This window comes from Prevotella sp. ICM33, assembly GCF_000517825.1.
GTDB classification, from domain to species: domain Bacteria; phylum Bacteroidota; class Bacteroidia; order Bacteroidales; family Bacteroidaceae; genus Prevotella; species Prevotella melaninogenica.
Genome location: NZ_JACD01000035.1, coordinates 1 through 18,717, shown reverse-complemented (window position 1 = coordinate 18,717; position 18,717 = coordinate 1). Strand labels below are relative to the sequence as shown.

The 18,717-nt window shown below is 39.8% G+C and carries 16 protein-coding genes and 1 riboswitch; of the genes, 4 read left to right on the top strand and 12 right to left on the bottom strand.

From position 1 onward, the window contains the following. Positions 1 to 486: 486 nt before the first annotated feature. The 6 genes from HMPREF1505_RS04585 to HMPREF1505_RS04560 all read right to left on the bottom strand — a co-directional run bounded on the left by HMPREF1505_RS04585 (position 487) and on the right by HMPREF1505_RS04560 (position 8,266). Positions 487 to 1,536 carry a YncE family protein gene (locus HMPREF1505_RS04585; protein WP_036923206.1) on the bottom strand — a complete coding sequence of 350 codons (1,050 nt, stop codon included), beginning with the start codon at positions 1,534 to 1,536 and terminating at the stop codon, positions 487 to 489. Positions 1,537 to 1,635: 99 nt separating this feature from the next. After that, entirely contained in the window at positions 1,636 to 3,615 is a 1,980-nt protein-coding gene (locus HMPREF1505_RS04580) for a TonB-dependent siderophore receptor (RefSeq protein WP_036923203.1), read from the bottom strand. Between the two features lie 47 nt (positions 3,616 to 3,662). Beyond that, positions 3,663 to 3,853, bottom strand: a riboswitch (cobalamin riboswitch). Positions 3,854 to 3,934: 81 nt separating this feature from the next. Then, the gene (locus HMPREF1505_RS04575) at positions 3,935 to 4,504 is read right to left on the bottom strand and encodes a GNAT family N-acetyltransferase (protein WP_036923200.1); all 570 of its coding nucleotides are present in this window, start codon (positions 4,502 to 4,504) and stop codon (positions 3,935 to 3,937) included. A 119-nt stretch (positions 4,505 to 4,623) separates the two neighbouring features. Beyond that, complete coding sequence (locus HMPREF1505_RS04570) at positions 4,624 to 5,205, bottom strand: hypothetical protein (protein ID WP_004360202.1); 582 nt, start codon at positions 5,203 to 5,205, stop codon at positions 4,624 to 4,626. A 620-nt stretch (positions 5,206 to 5,825) separates the two neighbouring features. Further along, positions 5,826 to 7,358 (bottom strand): ATP-dependent RecD-like DNA helicase, encoded by a 1,533-nt coding sequence (locus tag HMPREF1505_RS04565; protein ID WP_036923197.1) that lies wholly within the window; start codon positions 7,356 to 7,358, stop codon positions 5,826 to 5,828. 23 nt (positions 7,359 to 7,381) lie between these two features. Beyond that, positions 7,382 to 8,266, bottom strand: coding sequence for a DNA/RNA non-specific endonuclease (locus HMPREF1505_RS04560; RefSeq protein ID WP_036923194.1), 885 nt, complete (start codon positions 8,264 to 8,266; stop codon positions 7,382 to 7,384). 830 nt (positions 8,267 to 9,096) lie between these two features. On the opposite strand from HMPREF1505_RS04560, the gene HMPREF1505_RS04555 reads away from it, so the two are divergent. From HMPREF1505_RS04555 to HMPREF1505_RS04540, 4 genes are read left to right on the top strand one after another with little or no spacing between them, the layout of a single operon-like run. Beyond that, entirely contained in the window at positions 9,097 to 9,918 is an 822-nt protein-coding gene (locus HMPREF1505_RS04555; protein WP_036923191.1) for an ATP-binding cassette domain-containing protein, read from the top strand. A 19-nt stretch (positions 9,919 to 9,937) separates the two neighbouring features. After that, positions 9,938 to 10,666 carry a GIN domain-containing protein gene (locus HMPREF1505_RS04550; RefSeq protein ID WP_036923188.1) on the top strand — a complete coding sequence of 243 codons (729 nt, stop codon included), beginning with the start codon at positions 9,938 to 9,940 and terminating at the stop codon, positions 10,664 to 10,666. A gap of 20 nt (positions 10,667 to 10,686) precedes the next feature. Continuing rightward, positions 10,687 to 11,475, top strand: coding sequence for a hypothetical protein (locus HMPREF1505_RS04545; RefSeq protein ID WP_036923186.1), 789 nt, complete (start codon positions 10,687 to 10,689; stop codon positions 11,473 to 11,475). Between the two features lie 27 nt (positions 11,476 to 11,502). Then, positions 11,503 to 11,862, top strand: coding sequence for a GntR family transcriptional regulator (locus HMPREF1505_RS04540; RefSeq protein ID WP_036923184.1), 360 nt, complete (start codon positions 11,503 to 11,505; stop codon positions 11,860 to 11,862). A 316-nt stretch (positions 11,863 to 12,178) separates the two neighbouring features. Here the strand turns inward: HMPREF1505_RS04540 and recA are convergent, their stop codons facing one another. From recA to HMPREF1505_RS04510, 6 genes are all read right to left on the bottom strand, one after another. Beyond that, positions 12,179 to 13,204: a recombinase RecA gene (recA, locus tag HMPREF1505_RS04535; RefSeq protein WP_036923181.1), complete on the bottom strand. Its 1,026-nt coding sequence runs from the start codon at positions 13,202 to 13,204 to the stop codon at positions 12,179 to 12,181. 32 nt (positions 13,205 to 13,236) lie between these two features. Beyond that, entirely contained in the window at positions 13,237 to 13,557 is a 321-nt protein-coding gene (locus HMPREF1505_RS04530; protein ID WP_036923178.1) for a TfoX/Sxy family protein, read from the bottom strand. A gap of 4 nt (positions 13,558 to 13,561) precedes the next feature. Beyond that, positions 13,562 to 14,800, bottom strand: coding sequence for a saccharopine dehydrogenase family protein (locus HMPREF1505_RS04525; protein WP_036923175.1), 1,239 nt, complete (start codon positions 14,798 to 14,800; stop codon positions 13,562 to 13,564). A gap of 111 nt (positions 14,801 to 14,911) precedes the next feature. After that, positions 14,912 to 15,532 carry a DUF6621 family protein gene (locus HMPREF1505_RS04520; RefSeq protein WP_036923173.1) on the bottom strand — a complete coding sequence of 207 codons (621 nt, stop codon included), beginning with the start codon at positions 15,530 to 15,532 and terminating at the stop codon, positions 14,912 to 14,914. A 52-nt stretch (positions 15,533 to 15,584) separates the two neighbouring features. Beyond that, entirely contained in the window at positions 15,585 to 16,001 is a 417-nt protein-coding gene (locus HMPREF1505_RS04515) for a DUF1648 domain-containing protein (protein WP_231480336.1), read from the bottom strand. Positions 16,002 to 16,266: 265 nt separating this feature from the next. After that, on the bottom strand, positions 16,267 to 17,889 hold the full coding sequence (locus HMPREF1505_RS04510; RefSeq protein ID WP_036923168.1) for a malolactic enzyme: 1,623 nt from the start codon (positions 17,887 to 17,889) through the stop codon (positions 16,267 to 16,269). Between the last annotated feature and the right edge of the window lie 828 nt (positions 17,890 to 18,717).

The window sequence follows — 18,717 nt, the reverse complement described above, 5'->3', positions numbered from 1 at the left end:
AGACAATTCCGCAAGGATTTATATGTTATTTGAGTTTTACCGGACAGCAATAATTACAAATACAGAATTGTCTTTGGTGAATAGTGTTAAGGGTTATCTTTTACATTGAAAGCATGCCTTATCATTATGCTTATTTCTCTATATGAAAGGAAATCTATCATTAAGCTTTCTTCCCTTTCTTTATCATTGTGTAGAGGCTCAGCACATATTGTGAGCAGGCTTACCACTAATGGTGCGCAGGCTTAACACCAATTATTAGGATGGTTTATAGCTTTGAAATCAATCTGTTATTTGTAAGGTGGAAAGAACTATTATCGTGTTTTACTACGATAAAATTATAGGAGATGCACAAGTCATGCACCTCCTATTTATCGTTTATAGCGAGTTTTATACAGCCTTGACCTTATAGTGTCTGTGTTTTGTATAAAACTTTATGATGAGTTTGACGCTTTACTTAAGTTATTAAGTCAAGCTGTATAGTTTATCTTAGTTGGCAAAGCGAACGTTCTGTGCGCTATATCCAACTACAATTTTTCCCTGAATGAGTTTGCCCTCTGGAGAGTAATAGAATACTTCACTTGGTGCTGTATAGCTTGGGGTATCTATAACATAGATGTTACCATAACGGTCAACATTAACCTGTGAAGGATTCTTGAGGCCTGTCATATCAAGATCGGTTTCCTTTCCAGTTGCGAGATCATAGATAAAGAAACGCTTATTCGTATCATAGTAGGTAGCATATAGGCATACGAGTGCGTTCTTCTTAGCACTGTATGCAATTGAACTTGCCTTGAAGAGCTTTCTAACCTCATCGTTTTTAGCATTAATCTTCTGTACAAGCGCATCATCATTGTTGAACATTGATACAAAGTAAACATCATTACCAACAGCAATACTCTGGTTATAAGGATTTTTACCTACTGTAAGTGTCTTTGTCTTCTTAAATGAGTTACAGTCAACAACAGCTACAGTATTTCCATTACCATAACCTGAGATGTTTGCATAAAGTTTACCATTAGCAACAGAAAGTGCCTCTGGGTGATCGCCTACTTCTACAGAGTCAACCAACGGTTGTACTGGGTTGTTAGGGTTCATCTTGTATACCTTACCATTGTAAGCAGAGAAGTAAACATAATTACCATCTGATGCCAAATAGCGTGGGCTGGCATTGTGCAACTTAATTGTTAGTTCTTTCTTACCCATTCGATCCAAAACTTCAACCTTTGAAGATGTTGTACAAGTAACGACAAGCTTAGTGCCAAAGACTATCAAGTCTTGTGCGTCACCGATTCCGTTACCATTCTGAGTTCTATAAGCATCACTGTAGATGTATGGTGCAGTTGGGCGTGACTCGCTGTTATAGTCGAGAATACCCACTGTACCATCGTTTTGATTCCAGTTACCAGCACAAGCAACATATACATCTGTGTTAGATACTGCTGGCTGTGTGTAAGTAAAGTCGTTGTCATCACTACAAGCCGTAAATGTAAGCGCTGACATAAGAATAACACCAAGTGTAAGAAGATTCTTTTTCATTTTTTCTTGTTGTTTTGTTTATAATTTATTGTTATCTTGTTTTGTTCTCTTTCTTATTATTTTTGCACATTCCTCTTTTGCTTTTTTGCCACTTTTTCCTCAGAGTTTCCAACTTACTGAGAGTCGCCAGTTTGTTCCTGGCATAGGATAAAAGCGTACAACCTCATAGTTTTTATTACCAAGGTTGCGTAAGTCAAACTGTAGATGCAGTTCCTGTTTGAGGAAGTTTATATTCTTTGAAATCGTGATACTATGGTCAGTAAAGGCTGCCATACGGTTATTAGGAATATTATATCCCAATGAATAACGTTCACCCATTAACAGTAGATTATAGCTTAAGTCCAGCCACGGGGTATGTAGCAGCGAACTGATTGAGCCCGAATGGCGTGGAGTATAAGCTATCTGGTGTCCATAGTAAATATCGGTTGGATTAGTTCTATCGGTTGCATTGAGCATACTATAGCTTCCTGTCACACTGAGGGTCCAGTCTTTTCCCCATCGTTTCTCGGCGTTAGCGGAGATGTCAAGCCCTAATTGTCGCACCTTACCAGCATTCATCATTTGCCAGTAGAACATCTTTGGTACTGCAATAATCTTATCTGTGACATTACCGAAGTATCCATCTGCCGTCAACGAAAGCTGAAGGGTGTGATTGAAGGTGTGAGAATAGGTTGCACCAAGATTCCATAGACGTGACTTCTCTGGGTTTAATCGACGATTGCCAATGCCTGTATAGTAAAGTTCATTGAGTGTTGGCGTGCGGAAGATATCCTTATATCCAAAGCGGAAACGAAGGTCTTGTAAGGCTCTCCATTGTAAACTGAAGGCTGGCGAAAGACGATGGAAGCCGTCAGAGGCATTACCGAGTCTTACTTGTTCCGTTATATTCGTTGCAAGAAGTGATGTGTTGAATGTGAATTGACCTATGCAATAGTTTGCTGCCAATGCTGTCCATAGGGAGTTACGTGTAGGGTTTGCAGCCTGTGAAAGCGACATTGAAAGGTGATTATGTGCATAGTCTTGTGCCAAAGAGAGGTGAAGCCCTTGTAAAGGCTCGTTCCATAAGGTTGCTGTTAGATATGCTTCCTGCTGTCTGTAGATGTCTTCTTTATAGCCACTGGCAGGCACATCTGAATAGCGTGACCATGAATAATTCCATTTAGCAGCTGCTTTCAACTTGATACGCTGGCTAAATTGGTTCTCATAGAATAGTTGTGTGAAGACATTCTTGTCAACTAATCGCTCAGCAGAGTAGGTGTTATCGTAGATGACTGCACCCGGTAAGCCTCGATGAGAGGTGAAACCGTATGCCTTCCACTTCAGTATTTGCTTGTCACTGAGCTGATAATCAAGGTTAATTTCTCCTCTCCAAGTCTCAATGTCACTATTGTTACGTCGTTCATTGATAGTCTTGACACCATTTTTCAACTTGAAAGCGTAAACGCCATCAGCCCTTTCATAGCTTCCGTATGCCCCAATACCAAGGCGTGAAAACTGCTGGTGGAAGAGTAGGGAAGGTGAGAACAGACCATAACTACCTGTTCGGATGGTTGTCGCGAGCTGAGTCTTCTTTCTTGTTGATTCGCTATTACGGTCTGTATAGCCTTGCAGTGTACTAATATTAATCATTCCCGCAGAAGCATATGACTTTGCACTCTGATAAATATTGTCGTCTTGACCAATTTGAAGACTGATGAGTGAGATATTATCGAGAGTAAAGCGAGATAGGTCTACTTGTCCGCTTTGACAGTCACCCACCTGAACACCATCATAAACGACTCCCGTATGACCAGCTCCAAGTCCACGGATGTTAACCGTCTTCATACCGCCTACACCACCATAGTCTTTCACTTGCACGCCAGCAAAGCGTTTCAAGGCATCGCCCATATCGTGGATGCCAAGTCGTTCCATATCAGCATGTGAAAGTGTCTGTACTGGCGAACTTGCCAATACATTTCCAGAAATGCGAAAGCCATTGACCACAACCTCTTCTATGGTTTGTGTTGTGTCAGATTCAATAGTCTGTGCTATCGCACCGAGCGGGCACAATAATAGCAAGAAAGAAGCCAATTGCCTCATATCTCATTCTGTAATCAAATGGTTCTATGCAGTGCCCTTCCTCGAGGGATGCAATGACTTGCAATGGCAGGTCTTCTGACTTGTTATCCAATGTAGGTAAGCACCTTCCCAGTTTTATATTCACCAGTGGTATCAGCTTACCAATGAGAGACAACTTACAGCTGCGGGACAGTAGCGGAATTACACCGCTTTCCCTTTTTAATCATGATAGTAATGAACCTATTGCATATGCAAAGATACGACAAAGGTGAGAGATAGGCAAATAAAGGTGTACTTTTCTACTTACAGCATAATGCTTACCACCTGTTGAAAGGTGATTTTAGAGTGACTTTTGTAGGTGCTTCATCTTATGACCTCCCCATTGATTATCACCCATATATACGAATCCTACATGGTGATAAAGTCGTTCTGCCTGAGGGTTTCCTGTCTCAACAAGTAATCCTGTAGGGAGGTTCATCTTTCTTCCTTTCTCTATTGTAGCTTCAAGTAGCTGCTTAGCAAGCCCTCGTCTACGAAAAGACTTGTCAACACAAAGTGAGTCAATATATAGTTCACCAGCTGTTGTCTCGTCCTCCATATCAGAAAAGTCACGACCGAAAGCCTCCAAAGCTCCTTTAATGAAAGCCTTTCTTAGCTCTCTAAGTTTAGCTCCATCGTAGCTGACGCAGATACCAACAATCTTATTTGTTTCTGTTATTGCTACAAGTGTATTAAGATAGGAGTATTGCGAGTCTTCACGCTCCACTAATCTTGTCATTAGCAGATGAAAGTCTTCTAAGGTGTGGTTAGGACCTGCAAACCACTGACAACACTCGTGGTTCATAGCCTCCATAATCAAACGGGCTATTACTGTAGCCTGCTTCTTTTGTGCATCTTCAATCTTAATCATAGTGCGAAGATACGAAAACTATTTGAGATAGTGTGTTTCTCTTGGATGATTTCTTTATCGTATCGGCTTGAATAATCTCCCACTTCCTTCAAGCTGTGAAGGAAGTGGGGTAGGTGATATTAAAGACCTAAGTCTTTCATTGCCTTCTGTGCAGCCTCACCAGACTTGCCCTGCATCTTTTCTGCAGCTTCCTTGGCAGCCTTCTTAGCAGCTTCTACCTGCTCAGGTGATGCTGATTGCATAGCTTCCTTAGCCTTTGACATGCCTTCAGTAATAGCCTTTGGGTCAGCCTTTGATGCAGCATCGATAGCAGCACCTACTGCGTTAGCGGCAGCTTCATTACCAGAAGACTTCAAGGCAGCCTTAATATTCTCAGAGTTGCTCTGCATCCACTGCTGAAGTTTTGCAACATAAGCCTGTGCTTCTTTTGGATCTTTCTGTGCCAATTCAGCCATTTTGGTCTGTGCTGCTGTAAGCAATGCAGCTACACCCTTATCGTCCTTAGCCTTTACTTTCTCGTTGAGTTGCTCGATGAGCTGATCTGCTGAGGCTGGAGCTGCTGCAGTTGTTGCTGAATCAGTTGCAACTGACTCTGTTGTGTCTGAGTCTGCATTAGCCTTTGGCGCATTAGTCTTACCGTTGTTACAACTTGCGAGGGTCATTGCTGCTACAGCAATAGCCATAATAAATACTTTCTTCATAATCTTTTTAAGCTTTAGTGAATAAAAAATTTAACTACTATATTTGCCAAAGATAAGTATAATTTCGTTTAGTTGGTTTATTTTTAGCATGTTTTAACTATAAAAGAGTATGGTTGAATGATTTTGGTTTAAGCAAGCAATTGTTATTTGTTAATGGTCGTATTCATATATGCTAATGGTATTTTGTTTTCTTGTTGACAACATAGCGTCTTGTATTAAGCGTTCAACACTACTGGTGTTAAGCCTTCGCACCAATGGTGCGGGGCATGCGCACCACATGTGCTGGGCATCAACACAATTCTAAAAGAGGGCAGTGGGAGGTGTGGTAATCGATAGATAGATACATATTAGAATGTTTTCTGTAAGCGTCTATGATAAGTGTCTTCTGATTGTTAAATCGGGTTTAATCATGTGGAAAGGCTTGGAGGAACAAATGAAACCAACTCAGGCTAAGTCCAGATTGTTTTATTATAAAGATAAAAGAGCTGTATATTCCTTTTGCATCATAGATGTACTCTGTGTCAATAGCCTCTGTAGATGATGCACACCATTATGCTGTTTAGGTCTTATGGAAATGTTTATTATCCATGTAATGAGATTAAAACTTCGGCTACAAATGCTTATTCTACTTGCGTTTTGGGCCAATTGACAAGGTAGAGATGTTCAGTAGCACGAGTGAAAGCGGTGTAAAGCCAATGGATATAGTCGGGTGTGAGCATCTCATCTGTCATATATCCTTGGTCAAGATAGATGTGTGCCCACTGTCCGCCTTGTGCTTTGTGACAGGTGATAGCATAACCGAACTTTACCTGTAGGGCGTTATAATACTCATCTTCGCGCACCTTTTTCATGCGGTCTGCCTTTAGAGGGATGTCTTCATAATCCTCCAACACATGTTGGAAGAGTTGTTCGTTCTGCTCTTGAGTCAAGGCAGGGGCTTCCGTCATCAGTGCATCAAGGATAACTGTCATCTCCTCTTCAGCGTTATTATAGTCGGGAAACTCCAGTGATACATCGGCAAAGCGGAACCCATAGAACTCGCGGACATTGCGAACACGACGCACAACAGCGCGGTCGCCGTTGGCAATGAAGGTTAGTGCAGGTTTTTCTGTCTCCTTTCCACCTCCTGAAGGGAGTTGCGTAACCTGTCTTGTCGCTTGTGTAGTAAGGCTGTTTACATTATTTGTAGCATTGTTGAGGCTGCCATTGAGGGAAGGTGATGGGGGTGGACTGTTCTTATACTTATTCTTCACGACCATCAACATGTCGCCTGTTGTCAGTTCTTCCTCACGTCCAAGAACCATGTTTCGAATACCTTGATTGAATACATTAGCACGTTTGTTGGAGCGTGTGATAACCATTGTTTCATCTATTCCAACCTCAGAATAGCTGGAGGCCAGTCGTTCGATAAGTTCATCACCTGGTACGATGGAGATGTCAGCAAAGCCATTGAAACGAATCTTTGGTAGTTGCGTTACCTCATCATGGGTTATCATTTGGCGAATAACGGTGGCGTTATAGAGAATGCCTGAGTCTTGACTCTGACGAAGAACCTCGTTTAAATCACACTCATAGACCGTCAGTCCATAAGCACGGAGAACATCTGAACGTAGTGCAGGACTCTCTTCTTCACCTACAGGAGGGAGCTGTGCCTTGTCACCAACAAGCAACATACGGCAATTATGGTCGTTATAGACATATTGGATAAGGTCGTCAAGTAGGCAACCGCTACCGAAAGTGCTATTGTTTGATGACAAACTAATCATAGATGCTTCATCAACCATAAATAAACGGTCATGAAAGAGATTGACATTCAGATTAAACTTTCCATCAAGTCCTGTAAATGCTTTTTCCCGATAGATAGAGCGATGAATCGTTGCTGCAGGCTGGTTGGCATTCAGTGAGAATACTTTTGCGGCACGACCAGTTGGTGCCAAAAGTGTAACCTTCTGTCGTAATTCCTGCATTGTACGTACGATTGCACCTGCTAAGGAGGTCTTACCCGTACCAGCACTACCTCTGAGAATCATTACAGCACGCTCATCACGGTCGGTCATAAAGCGTGCAAAGACCTCTACGGCATGTAGCTGGTCGGCAGTAGGAGCAAATCCGAAGTTCTGTAAAATCCTATACTTTAGTTCTTCATTTACCATCGCTTAAAGTCTTTAACTCCTTATTAATACCACTCTTTTATATTAGCTTGGCTTTCTATTACCTGTTCAATGTTATCAGGAAGTTGTGAGAAGAAGTCTATTCCAGTGATGCGTTCTACCTCGTCAACTGTATTGACGTAGTCAGTCTTCTTGTGTCCTTTAGCCGATGCGTTCCTACAGATAAAACCAATAGCCTTCGGTTCGTCTTTCAGTCGGAGGACAACTTTGAAGAAAGCTTCTGGCACTTGCACTTTATTCTTACCAATTGTCTTATGCTTTCGATTGAAATAGATAGGTCCACAGACAATATATACATCACCATATTGCTCTGCCCATGTGCGACAGAGCTTTTCTACTGTATTCCACAAACCACTGTTCAAGGCTGGTACTTGTGGACAAATATTCGTCATTAGGAAACTCTGTTCCATTGCTTTTTGGCTCCAATGGTTGTCACCAGCAGGACACATGTGTCCTCGATCGTAGCCAGAACGCATATAATCATAAGTGTCAACACGTGGTGCTGGTATCTCTTCGTCTGCTTGGAAGGTGATACCCTTGCGCTTAATAGGTCCGTTTGTGTGAGCTGCTGTCAGGTGCCATGCTACCCAATTAGGTGTACGTGTTTCTGCGTTATACGATGTTGTATAGCCCTCACGATAGAGTATGAGAGACGGAATATTGGCTTTACCGATAGGAATTTCTAAGCCTTGTTTTACTTCAAATGTGTTTTTATGGTTCGCATTCTTCTTTCCCTTTGATGTATTAGTGTCGTCAGACCTATTGTTGTTATAGGATTCTACAAAGGGTTTGTCTAATGTTGAGAAATCTCTCTTCTGTTTCTCTCCTTTGCATGCAACTGCCAATAGGGACAGAGAAAGTATGATTGTTTTGAGGAATATATGGTTCATTTATTGTTGTTTTGAATTTAATGCTATTTATGATAGTTACGTCTCTCCCTCATTTACTCCCTTTTCTAATGAGTACAAGAGAACTTTCCGTCCCAAATCGTCGGTTAAGAATATATGGGAAGGGTAGCATCTACCTGCTGAGTTTCACACTTTGCGGTAAATTGTTTATGTTTACAAAGTTACTATTTTCTTGTTATTTAATAGGTGCTTTTCATTAAAGACTTCACCTAAAAGCTGTCTTTTATTTGCTTTTGGAGATTTTGCATGTGGTTAATGGCTTATTCTTTGAAAGAATGTATTTATCCTTTAAGGTGCGAAATATCTTTACATAATTAGTTGCTTTTAAGCCTTTTGAAATGTATAAAAGTGTGTTTTATGTTGCCTTTGTAACTTCCTTGTATTCTGATGGTTATAAAGTTGCATTTTAAAAGATGCTTAATTGGCTTCTTAAAGGGCGTTAGTTAGACTCCAAAAGGGCGTCTTTTGAAAGCCAATTAAGGCTTAATTCAAATGCTATTAAGCATGAATTGAAAATGAAGCAATGATAAATTTATTACAAAATGTGCTTTGTCATTGTCACTCTATTCCATTTATACCTTATTTATATATGGCTATCTTTTTTCTTAGAAAACCTAAAGAGCATGATTGTTAAGTTGAGGCCTGTCATAAGAAAATGATTATCTTTTCATCACTTTTTTACTAAAATACTTGCAAGTATTGATTTTTAGTCTTACATTTGCAGTGTACTATTATAGTAGTACACTTTAGGTTAAAAAAATGAGAATAAAAAATGCAATCAAAGAAAACAATCTATTAAAAAGAAAAGCCTTATGATTCAAGTAAATGAACTGACTTTCAGTTACCCAAAAAGTAAGCATAACGTGTTTGAGGGACTGAATCTACAACTCAATGAGAACCGAATTTACGGTCTCTTAGGCAAGAATGGTATGGGAAAGAGTACGCTGCTATACCTTATAGCTGGACTTCTGAAACCGAAGAAGGGTAGTGTTATCGTTGATGGTTACACCGCTTCATGCCGTTATCCAGAAATGTTAGAGGAACTGTATATTGTACCTGAGGAGTATGACTTGCCCAACATGTCACTCAGTAAGTATGCTAAGATTCACGAAGACTTCTACCCTCGATTTAGCGAGGAGGTTCTTGAAAAGTGCTTGTCAGACTTTGAAATGTCCTCTGATCTCGACTTTAAGCAACTCTCTATGGGACAGAAAAAGAAGGTGTATATGAGTTTTGCACTTGCTACTGGTTGTCGTCTTCTTCTGATGGATGAGCCTACTAACGGACTCGATATTCCTTCAAAGGCTCTTTTCCGTAAGGTAGTTGCTGGCAATATGGCAGAAGATTCATCGCTGATTATCTCTACCCATCAGGTGCACGACGTTGAGCAGTTGCTTGACCACATTATTATACTTGACAACTCACAAATCCTTATGAACGCATCAACTGAGGAAATCACAGCTAAATACACCTTCGGTATTCGCCAAACCAATGAGATGGGAGATGACGTACTCTACGCGGAGCCTTCGATTCAGGGCAATAATGTGATTGCTCGACGTCAGGAGGGAGATAGCGAGACAACTATTAACCTTGAATTGTTGTTCAATGCTGCAACAACAGGTAAACTAAAATAAAAGAAGGAGGAATATCATTATGAAGACAACATTTGCAAAAATCATTAATATCAGCCTAATCTCTGTAGCTTGCTTACTTGCTTTAAATTCTTGCTACATCCGAAAAAAAGACTACGGAAGGATGGTGACAGAGGAGGCTTCTGTTGATTCATTTGACACGATAGACATCCGTGGAGCTGGTACTGTTTATATATCACAAGGTAAGAAGTATAGCTTAAAGTTTAAAGGAGAGGAGAAGCGACTTGATGTATTAAGTTTTGTCAATCCACAGAATAGACTGGTAATTGACATGAAAAACCTGATTCAGCATATAGGCTTTTTTGATTTGAAACCTTCAGATAGGGTAACTCAAAGTATTGATATTTATATCACTACGCCAACACTCTCAAAGCTAAGTTGGAACAATTCTGCTACTGTTATTCTTTCAGATTCTTTTAAACTTGATAAGCTCAGCATTGATGCTCCTTTAGGTGGTAATCTGAAGATAAATAAGATGAATATCAATCAGTTGGAAGTCTCTATGGTGGGTTTGGGGGCTATTGATGTTAAAAGCCTAACTGCTAAAAAGGTAATCTTTGATACCTATGGAGAAGTAGGCTTAGGTGTAAATTTCTATCGAACTGATACGGCAATTATCTCTGCGAAGGGTGAACCAAAGATCAATACTACGGGAACAACGTGCTTACCCTTGACCATGGTTACAGAGAAGGGAGCCGTTATTAAAGATAAAACAACAAGAATAAAATAGAATTTAGGAGGATATAAATTATGGCACAGTTTGATTTAGACCGTTTCGGTAATGTAATGAGTAGACTCTTGGTGATAAGCCAGCGCAAGAGAAGTGTAATCTTTATTACTTTTCTTATCATATTCTTAGTTCTTGCAAAGTTCACTACACCTATGTTTTCTGGAAAGTCTATGGATGATATAGGTTACAAGTCATTCGTTTCAGAAGTTGTAGATTTTATTGGGATTTTTTCTCCAATTGTCTTCTTCGTATTAGGTACATTTTTCATTCAAGACCTTGAAGGGCGTCAGCAACGTATCAATGAATTGATGCTGCCAGCTACTAATCTTGAGAAGTTTGTTGCACGTGTGCTATTGGTTGCAGTGATTTATCCATTAGCTATTTGTGCATCTTTTATTGTTGCAGATGGATTACAGCTGTTGATTTCAATGCTTATTGCACCCGAAGAAAGTTTTTCTATGGTTGTAGCCTACTTTGACAGCAATTCGTCTATAGGAGATTCGCTCCTATGGGATAAGGTTCTGTCAACACTTATGAGTTATTCAATTGCTATCTTTGGAGGTTTACTTTTCCGCAAGTTAGCTTGGCTGAAGACGACAGTTAGTTATTTAACTGTGATTATTCTTTCTATAATAGGTTTCTTCCTTTTAAAGATATTCCTTTACGAAAGTACAGACTATGAGGTTGTTTTTATAGAGAATCCTTATGCTTCTCTTATCTCGATTGGAGTAAGCCTATTGATGTTCTGGTCTTCCTACAAGATTTTCACACACCTGCAGGTTATTAACAACCGATGGAGAAATATTTAACACGGCGTGGATTAAATAGTAAGGCTTATGAATTTCGAAAATAATAAGGCTATCTATGAGCAAATGGCTGATCGCCTTTGCGATGAGATTATAGCTGGAACATATAAAGCTGACGACCGAATACCGTCTGTCCGAGAGTATGCCGTTATGCTGCAGGTGAATACGAACACTGCAGTGAAGGCCTATGAGCTACTCTCTCGTGAGGAGATTATATACAATCGGCGTGGACTTGGCTACTTTGTTTCAGCTGGTGCACGTGAGCAAATTATAACTGCAAGGCGCAATAGTTTCCTTATGCAGTCTCTTCCCTCTGTCTTTCGTGAGATGAAACTATTAGGAATAACAATAGAAGATATAGAGAAAGAGTGGGAGAAAGCGCAACAATGACAGCCTCTTTCTAAATGGATAATGAGTAAGAGGATTCTCTCTCTATCAGGATCTGATAATAAAAGTGAGGGATGCACAGGCTGAAGTGCATCCCTCACTTTATCAATACTTATGAATATAGGTTTAAGATTTTGTGTTTGCTGTCATTCCTGTCATGCGGAATTAAACGTTAATGTGTTGATTATAAGTCTGTTATAATCAAATGTTAAAATGACGGTAAACTATTCTTAAACATATAATATAGATAAAAACCTATGGTATCAGGAATGTACTTGTATGAAAGAGTTACATTCAAGTTACCATAGGTTGGTGTTTTTTACTTTGTCTGCTCAATGATAGCATTTTTAATCAAGCCCTCCAGTTCTTCTGCAAGTTCTGGATTATCCTTGATCATTGTTTTTGTAGCATCACGGCCTTGTGCGAGTTTGGTTCCATTGTAGCTAAACCAGCTACCGCTCTTCTGAATGATACCATACTGAACACCCAAGTCAACAATCTCGCCAATCTTTGAAATACCCTCACCGAAGGTAATCTCGAACTCTGCCTTACGGAAAGGAGGAGCAACCTTGTTCTTTACTATCTTCACACGAACCTGATTACCAATAACCTGATCGCCATCCTTGATAGAAGTAACACGGCGGATATCGAGACGTACAGAGCTGTAGAACTTCAGTGCGTTACCACCCGTTGTTGTCTCTGGATTACCAAACATGACACCAATCTTCTCACGTAACTGGTTGATGAAGATGCAGCAAGTATTGGTCTTTGAGATAGTGGAGGTGAGCTTACGTAATGCCTGACTCATCAGTCGTGCTTGCAGACCTACGGCAGAGTCACCCATGTCACCCTCAATCTCCTTCTTTGGAGTCAAAGCTGCAACTGAGTCGACAACGAGAATGTCAATAGCAGAAGAGCGAATCAGCTGGTCTGCAATCTCTAAAGCCTGCTCACCATTGTCTGGCTGTGAAACCCAAAGATTATCAACATCCACACCTAACTTCTCTGCATAGAAACGGTCGAAGGCGTGTTCTGCATCAATGAAGGCTGCAATACCGCCCTGCTTCTGTGCTTCAGCAATGGCATGGATAGCCAATGTAGTCTTACCAGAACTTTCTGGACCATAAATCTCAATGATTCTACCACGTGGATAACCGCCCACACCGAGTGCTGTGTCAAGTGCAACGCTACCCGTTGGGATTACTTCTACGTTCTCTATTTGCTCGTCGCCCATACGCATGATGGACCCTTTACCAAAGTCTTTTTCTATCTTAGACATTGCAGCCTGCAAGGCTTTCAGTTTTCCTTCAGCTGCCGATGTCGTACCTGTATCTTCTTTTGCCATATACTATTATCTTGTTTTTGATTGATAAAATACTATTTATTCTTCTTTCTGCTCTTTGGATAGGGTAAAACCTCTGCTAAGGTCTTAACAACCCTGACTGCAAAATCAGATCTTGAAACATCTAAAACATAGTGTTCCTTGGCTCCTTCATAAGGGAAGCCACGTTCGGCAGATAGCATCATTGACTTAATTGCCTCGTGTTCTTTGACATAAGGTATATTGTCACAAACTATGATAACAGGCTTTTCGTCAACATAAATCATGTATTCACCGAACATCTTCCTGTATCTTACAGTCCCTGCAGTAGCTATCTGACTACTGACAAATTCAATAAAGTCCAAAGAGCAAGCCATCTTCTTATAGTTCTAAATCACCACCAAACACTTCGTGCCAAGGTAAGCCCTGCTTATTGAGTACCTCCAAGAATGGATCTGGGTCGAAGTCTTCCACGTTCCATACACCTGGTTTTCTCCAAAGTCCCTTGAAGAACATCATTGCACCAGCCATTGCTGGTACGCCTGTCGTATAGCTTACGCCCTGCATACCTGTTTCGTTATAGGCATCCTGATGCTTACAGTTGTTATAGATATAATAAGTCTGTTCCTTACCATCCTTGATACCACGGATACGGCAGCCGATAGAGGTCTCACCATCATAGTTCTCGCCGAGGTCCTGTGGGTTAGGCAACACAGCCTTCAAGAACTGCAAAGGAACGATATTAACCTTAACTGTCTTGCCAGACCCATCTGCCAATGGTGCTTCATACTCAATCTCATCGATACGACTCATACCAAGATTCTGAATACAATCGAGGTAAGTGAGGTACTGCTGACCAAAAGTCATCCAGAAGCGAGCGCGTTTGATTGTAGGATAGTTCTTGACTAATGACTCCAGCTCTTCGTGGTGCATCAAGTATGAGTCACGAGGACCGATGTTTGGATAGGTAATATCTTGATGTACTACCAAAGGCTCTGTCTCAATCCACTCGCCATTCTCGTAGTAAAGTCCCTTCTGGGTAATCTCACGGATATTGATTTCTGGGTTGAAGTTAGTTGCAAACGCCTTGTGGTGGTTACCTGCGTTACAGTCAACAATATCAAGATAGTGAATCTCATCAAAGTGATGCTTTGCTGCGTATGCAGTATAAGCCTGTGACACTCCAGGGTCGAAACCACAACCGAGGATAGCTGTCAATCCTGCCTTCTCGAACTTATCCTTGTAAGCCCACTGCCAGCTATACTCGAAGTGTGCCTCATCCTTTGGCTCATAGTTAGCGGTGTCAAGATAGTTGCAACCGCAAGCTAAGCAGGCATCCATGATAGTGAGGTCCTGATAGGGTAGTGCAAGATTGATAACCAGCTCAGGCTTGAATGAATTGAAGAGTTCTTTCAACTGCTCAACATCGTCTGCATCAACCTGTGCAGTCTTGATATCAGCCTTGTAGCCCTTATCATGAATTGCCTTAACCAGTTCGTCACATTTCTCCTTACGACGGCTGGCAATCATGAACTCCGTAAACACGTCCTGATTCTGGACAATCTTAAAAGCGGCTACAGTAGCTACGCCACCTGCGCCAATCATTAAAACTTTTCCCATAGTTCAATTTAATTCTCTGTATTCCCATTCTATTCTCCACTCCAAAGAAGGGAGCTATGGAATGTTATTTTGAGAATTCTTATTTTATTATTATTACTTTATTTTTATGTCTTACTTAATCTTACTTTCAATCTCTGAAGCGGATATACCCATTGCATTAAGAAGCGAGTAACCCAAAATTTGCTGTTTGAAATTACCCCCTTCGAGTGGTTGCATTGCAAACAAGGTAATATGTTTTAGCTCATCATCTACATCGCGAAGCGTAGAACGAAGTGTACTCATCAATTGGCTGTCCTCAGCGTTTGACACAACCATAATACGTTTAACCTCTTCATGATTAAGAATTGTCTTTAGAAGGTCGAGAAGAACATCGTCTTTCTTGGCTACTTCATCACCTGTAGCAATAGCATTGATAATAAATTCGCCAAGCTGTGAATCCTTGAATGCTTGCCCATTCAGTTCTTTCAGATAATCGGCTGGGGCAAAATTCTCAAGTTTTGGATTCTTCTTATCATGTAAAAGAACCACCTGTGTTTCGTGATTTCCTGGCTTCAAACGTCCATCAAGGGCAATGTTTACAACCCACTGGCTGAAATCAGCAGCGGGAATACGACGGTTCAGCATTCGCTCAAAGTTGACAATGAGGTCGAAAGCGACATGGTCTATATAATCACCATCCACAATGATGATGTTCTCACTCCATTTAATGTTCTGTGCTTCTTGTGCATTCATAGCTACAAAGATACATTAAATCAAGCAAAATGCAAAATAAATAAGGTCGTTTTTATTGCTTTCTTGACTTGCGCAATTTATAGTTAAATAGAATTATAGCAATAATAATAAGAGAGAATGGTACTAATGATGACATAGAAATTATTTGGACAGAACATGCTGTAATATACAATATAGCCAACAATAGGATTGGCATTATATCACAAAGAGCTTTAGGATTCCTGTTCTTTCGATTTTTTTCGCTCACAAGACTTGTGTCGTATGGATGCTTTTCTTGGTTGACAATCAGTAAAAATACGATAAATGAAATAACTGGAAGTGCCAGTATAAGATACTTAGAACCATAGCTTTCTGCTCCTCCACCAATGTTCCAATGTAGGATAATAGTGTCAGGTCCACTCAGTACACAATATAATGCAATTACTGTAATTGCAATGATAATGGCTAATGATAGGATTTTACTTTTCATATTATGATTGTTGTTGATGTTAGAAGAGTCTGTTTTCGTGAACAAAGATAGATTTTATTTTATAAAGTTCAAAACGAATATCTGTTTTTTTATTCGTAGAAACGCTATAAAAATGTTTATATAAAACTATTACTATTTGGTAATCATTTAAAAAAATCCTTGCAGAATTACCTCTATATAAAGGTAATTCTGCAAGGATTTCTATATAATTTAAGTTTTATCGGATAGCAATCTTTAGCATTACAAAATTACTTGTACTTTCCATCTATTCATAACGAGGATACCATTTTATATGCTCTACAGCAGCATGTGCATCTGTAATATTCTCTCTTGTATTCTGATGGTCAATGGCATGTTGTGCTACTACCTCGGCAAGATGCTGTGAAAAAGAAGTAATTTTGTTCACAGGAGGGAGCACTGCTGCGCCAGGTTGTGATGCATCCACAATTCCGCCTAAAGCATGTGCTGCTGCTGATAAGAGTGATTGATCTACTAATTTTGCCGTAGAGGCTATCACTCCCAGTCCTAATCCAGGATACATCAGAGCGTTATTAGCTTGCCCGATAGCGTAAGTTACCCCTTTATAATCTACAGGTGAACTTGGGATACCAGTAGCGATGAGCGCACGTCCATCAGTCCATTCTATCAGGTCAGAAGCTTTTGCTTCAGCAAGTTCTGTTGGGTTTGACAACGGGAAGATGATAGGGCGTTCTGTATGTGCAGCCATTTCTTTCACAATTTCTTCTGTAAAAGCTCCTGGATGTGTAGAAGTTCCTATTAATATAGTAGGTTTAATGGCGCTAACTGCTGAGCGCAAAGTAGGTAGAGGCTTCTGGAAGTCATTTACTGAGCGTGTAAAGAACTGCTGTCCTTCTGTCAAGTCAGTCATGTCATCAGTGAGCAATCCCTGTTTGTCTACTAAATAAATATGTTGCTTTGCTTCATCAGAAGATAGTCCTTGTTGCATAAATTCTTCGTAAATCTGATGTGCAATACCTGCGCCTGCTGTTCCTGCACCAAACACCATCACACGTTGGTCAGTAAATTTCTGTTTTGAAATGTTCAGTGCACCGAGAATAGCAGCCAAAGAAACTATGCCTGTTCCCTGTATATCATCGTTAAATGTTGTAATTTTATTCTGGTAGCGTTCGAGAATGGCTGCTGCATTAGGACGACCAAAGTCCTCCCAATGAAGGTATAAATTTGGAAAGAGACGTTCTGCTGTTTCAACAAACTTGTCTACAAATTCATGATATTTTTTACCACGAACACGTTCATGACGATTGCCTAAATAAAGAGGATTGTCGAGCAACTGTTTATTATCAGTTCCCACGTCAAGTACTAATGGCAATACCTCATTAGGGTTAATACCCGCTGCTGCGGTATAAACCATCAGTTTTCCAATGGCAATGGCAATACCATTAACTCCCCAGTCACCTATACCCAATATAGCCTCGGCATCAGTAACCACAATGAGTTTTATATCTCTTCCTTCTGAAGCGTTGCGCAATGACTTCTCGATATCTTCTGGATGGTCGATAGAGAGGAATCCTGCATCTTGTGGTTTCATGAATAATTCGTCGTATTGACGAATAGCATCTGCGACAACTGGATCATAAACAATCGGCATGAATTCCTCGATGTGCTGCGCCATAAGTGCATAAAATAGAGTACGGTTGGTATTGAAAAGTGTCATCAAATATACACGTTTCTCCAGATTATTTACCTTTTTCTGATATTGCAGATATGTTCTTTCTATCTGCTCTTCAAGTGTCTGTACAACTGGAGGGAGTAGTCCTACAAGATTTAACTTCTTACGTTCAGCCATACTAAAGGCTGTTCCCTTGTTGACGAAAGGGTTGTTCAAGATTTCTTTAGATGTATCCATACTTTCTTATATTTTTGTTAGTAGCGAAAGGTTACCATGCTACTTATTAGAATCTATAAATATTTTTATTTGACAATCTTATTTGTTGTCAAATTTGTCTAATCTTTGAATTGTTATAAAGATATCTAATCTAATAACTCATTATGAATAATTAATAATATTATAGTTCTGATATATAATCTAAAATACTATTTTATTTTGTGCTATGATGTAGCTTGTTTTCTCTACAATTAGGGCAAAGATATATATAATTTTTAGGAAAAACAAACAATATAAGATGTTTTTATTCTCTTAAGAAATAAAAGAAAATATGTTTATTGTGCATTGTTTCTATTTGCTTGTTGTTATTTTACTTTCTTTTCTTGAAAAAATTAGGCTTATTGGGATAAATATGTTTTTGTCTTCTACAAATAACTTATCCCCCTTATAAAGCGATGTTAGTAAATTATTTTCATGCAACTCAAAGCTAATATATGCTCTTTGGGCTTTGAAATGACGCCCAATTAACTTGCAAAAGGTGCTCTTTTGAGGTCTTACTAACGCCCTTTTGAAACCTTACTAAGCACCTTTTCTTGCACGATTTTATAACTAATTGATTTACTGCTGGTTGTAATCTTACCTTTTATATGTGCTTTTCCGCTTTATTTTATACTTTTTATCCGAAATTGTGTCATGAATTTTCAATATTCTATCTGCAAATTTTCGAAGCCTTAACATGATAAGATTTTCTGTGTCGGAGGATGAACAAGATAGATAGTCAAGACAATCTTGACTATTGCTGTCCGGTAAACCTTTTCCACATATAAAAGTTAAGGGCTAAAATCCGTA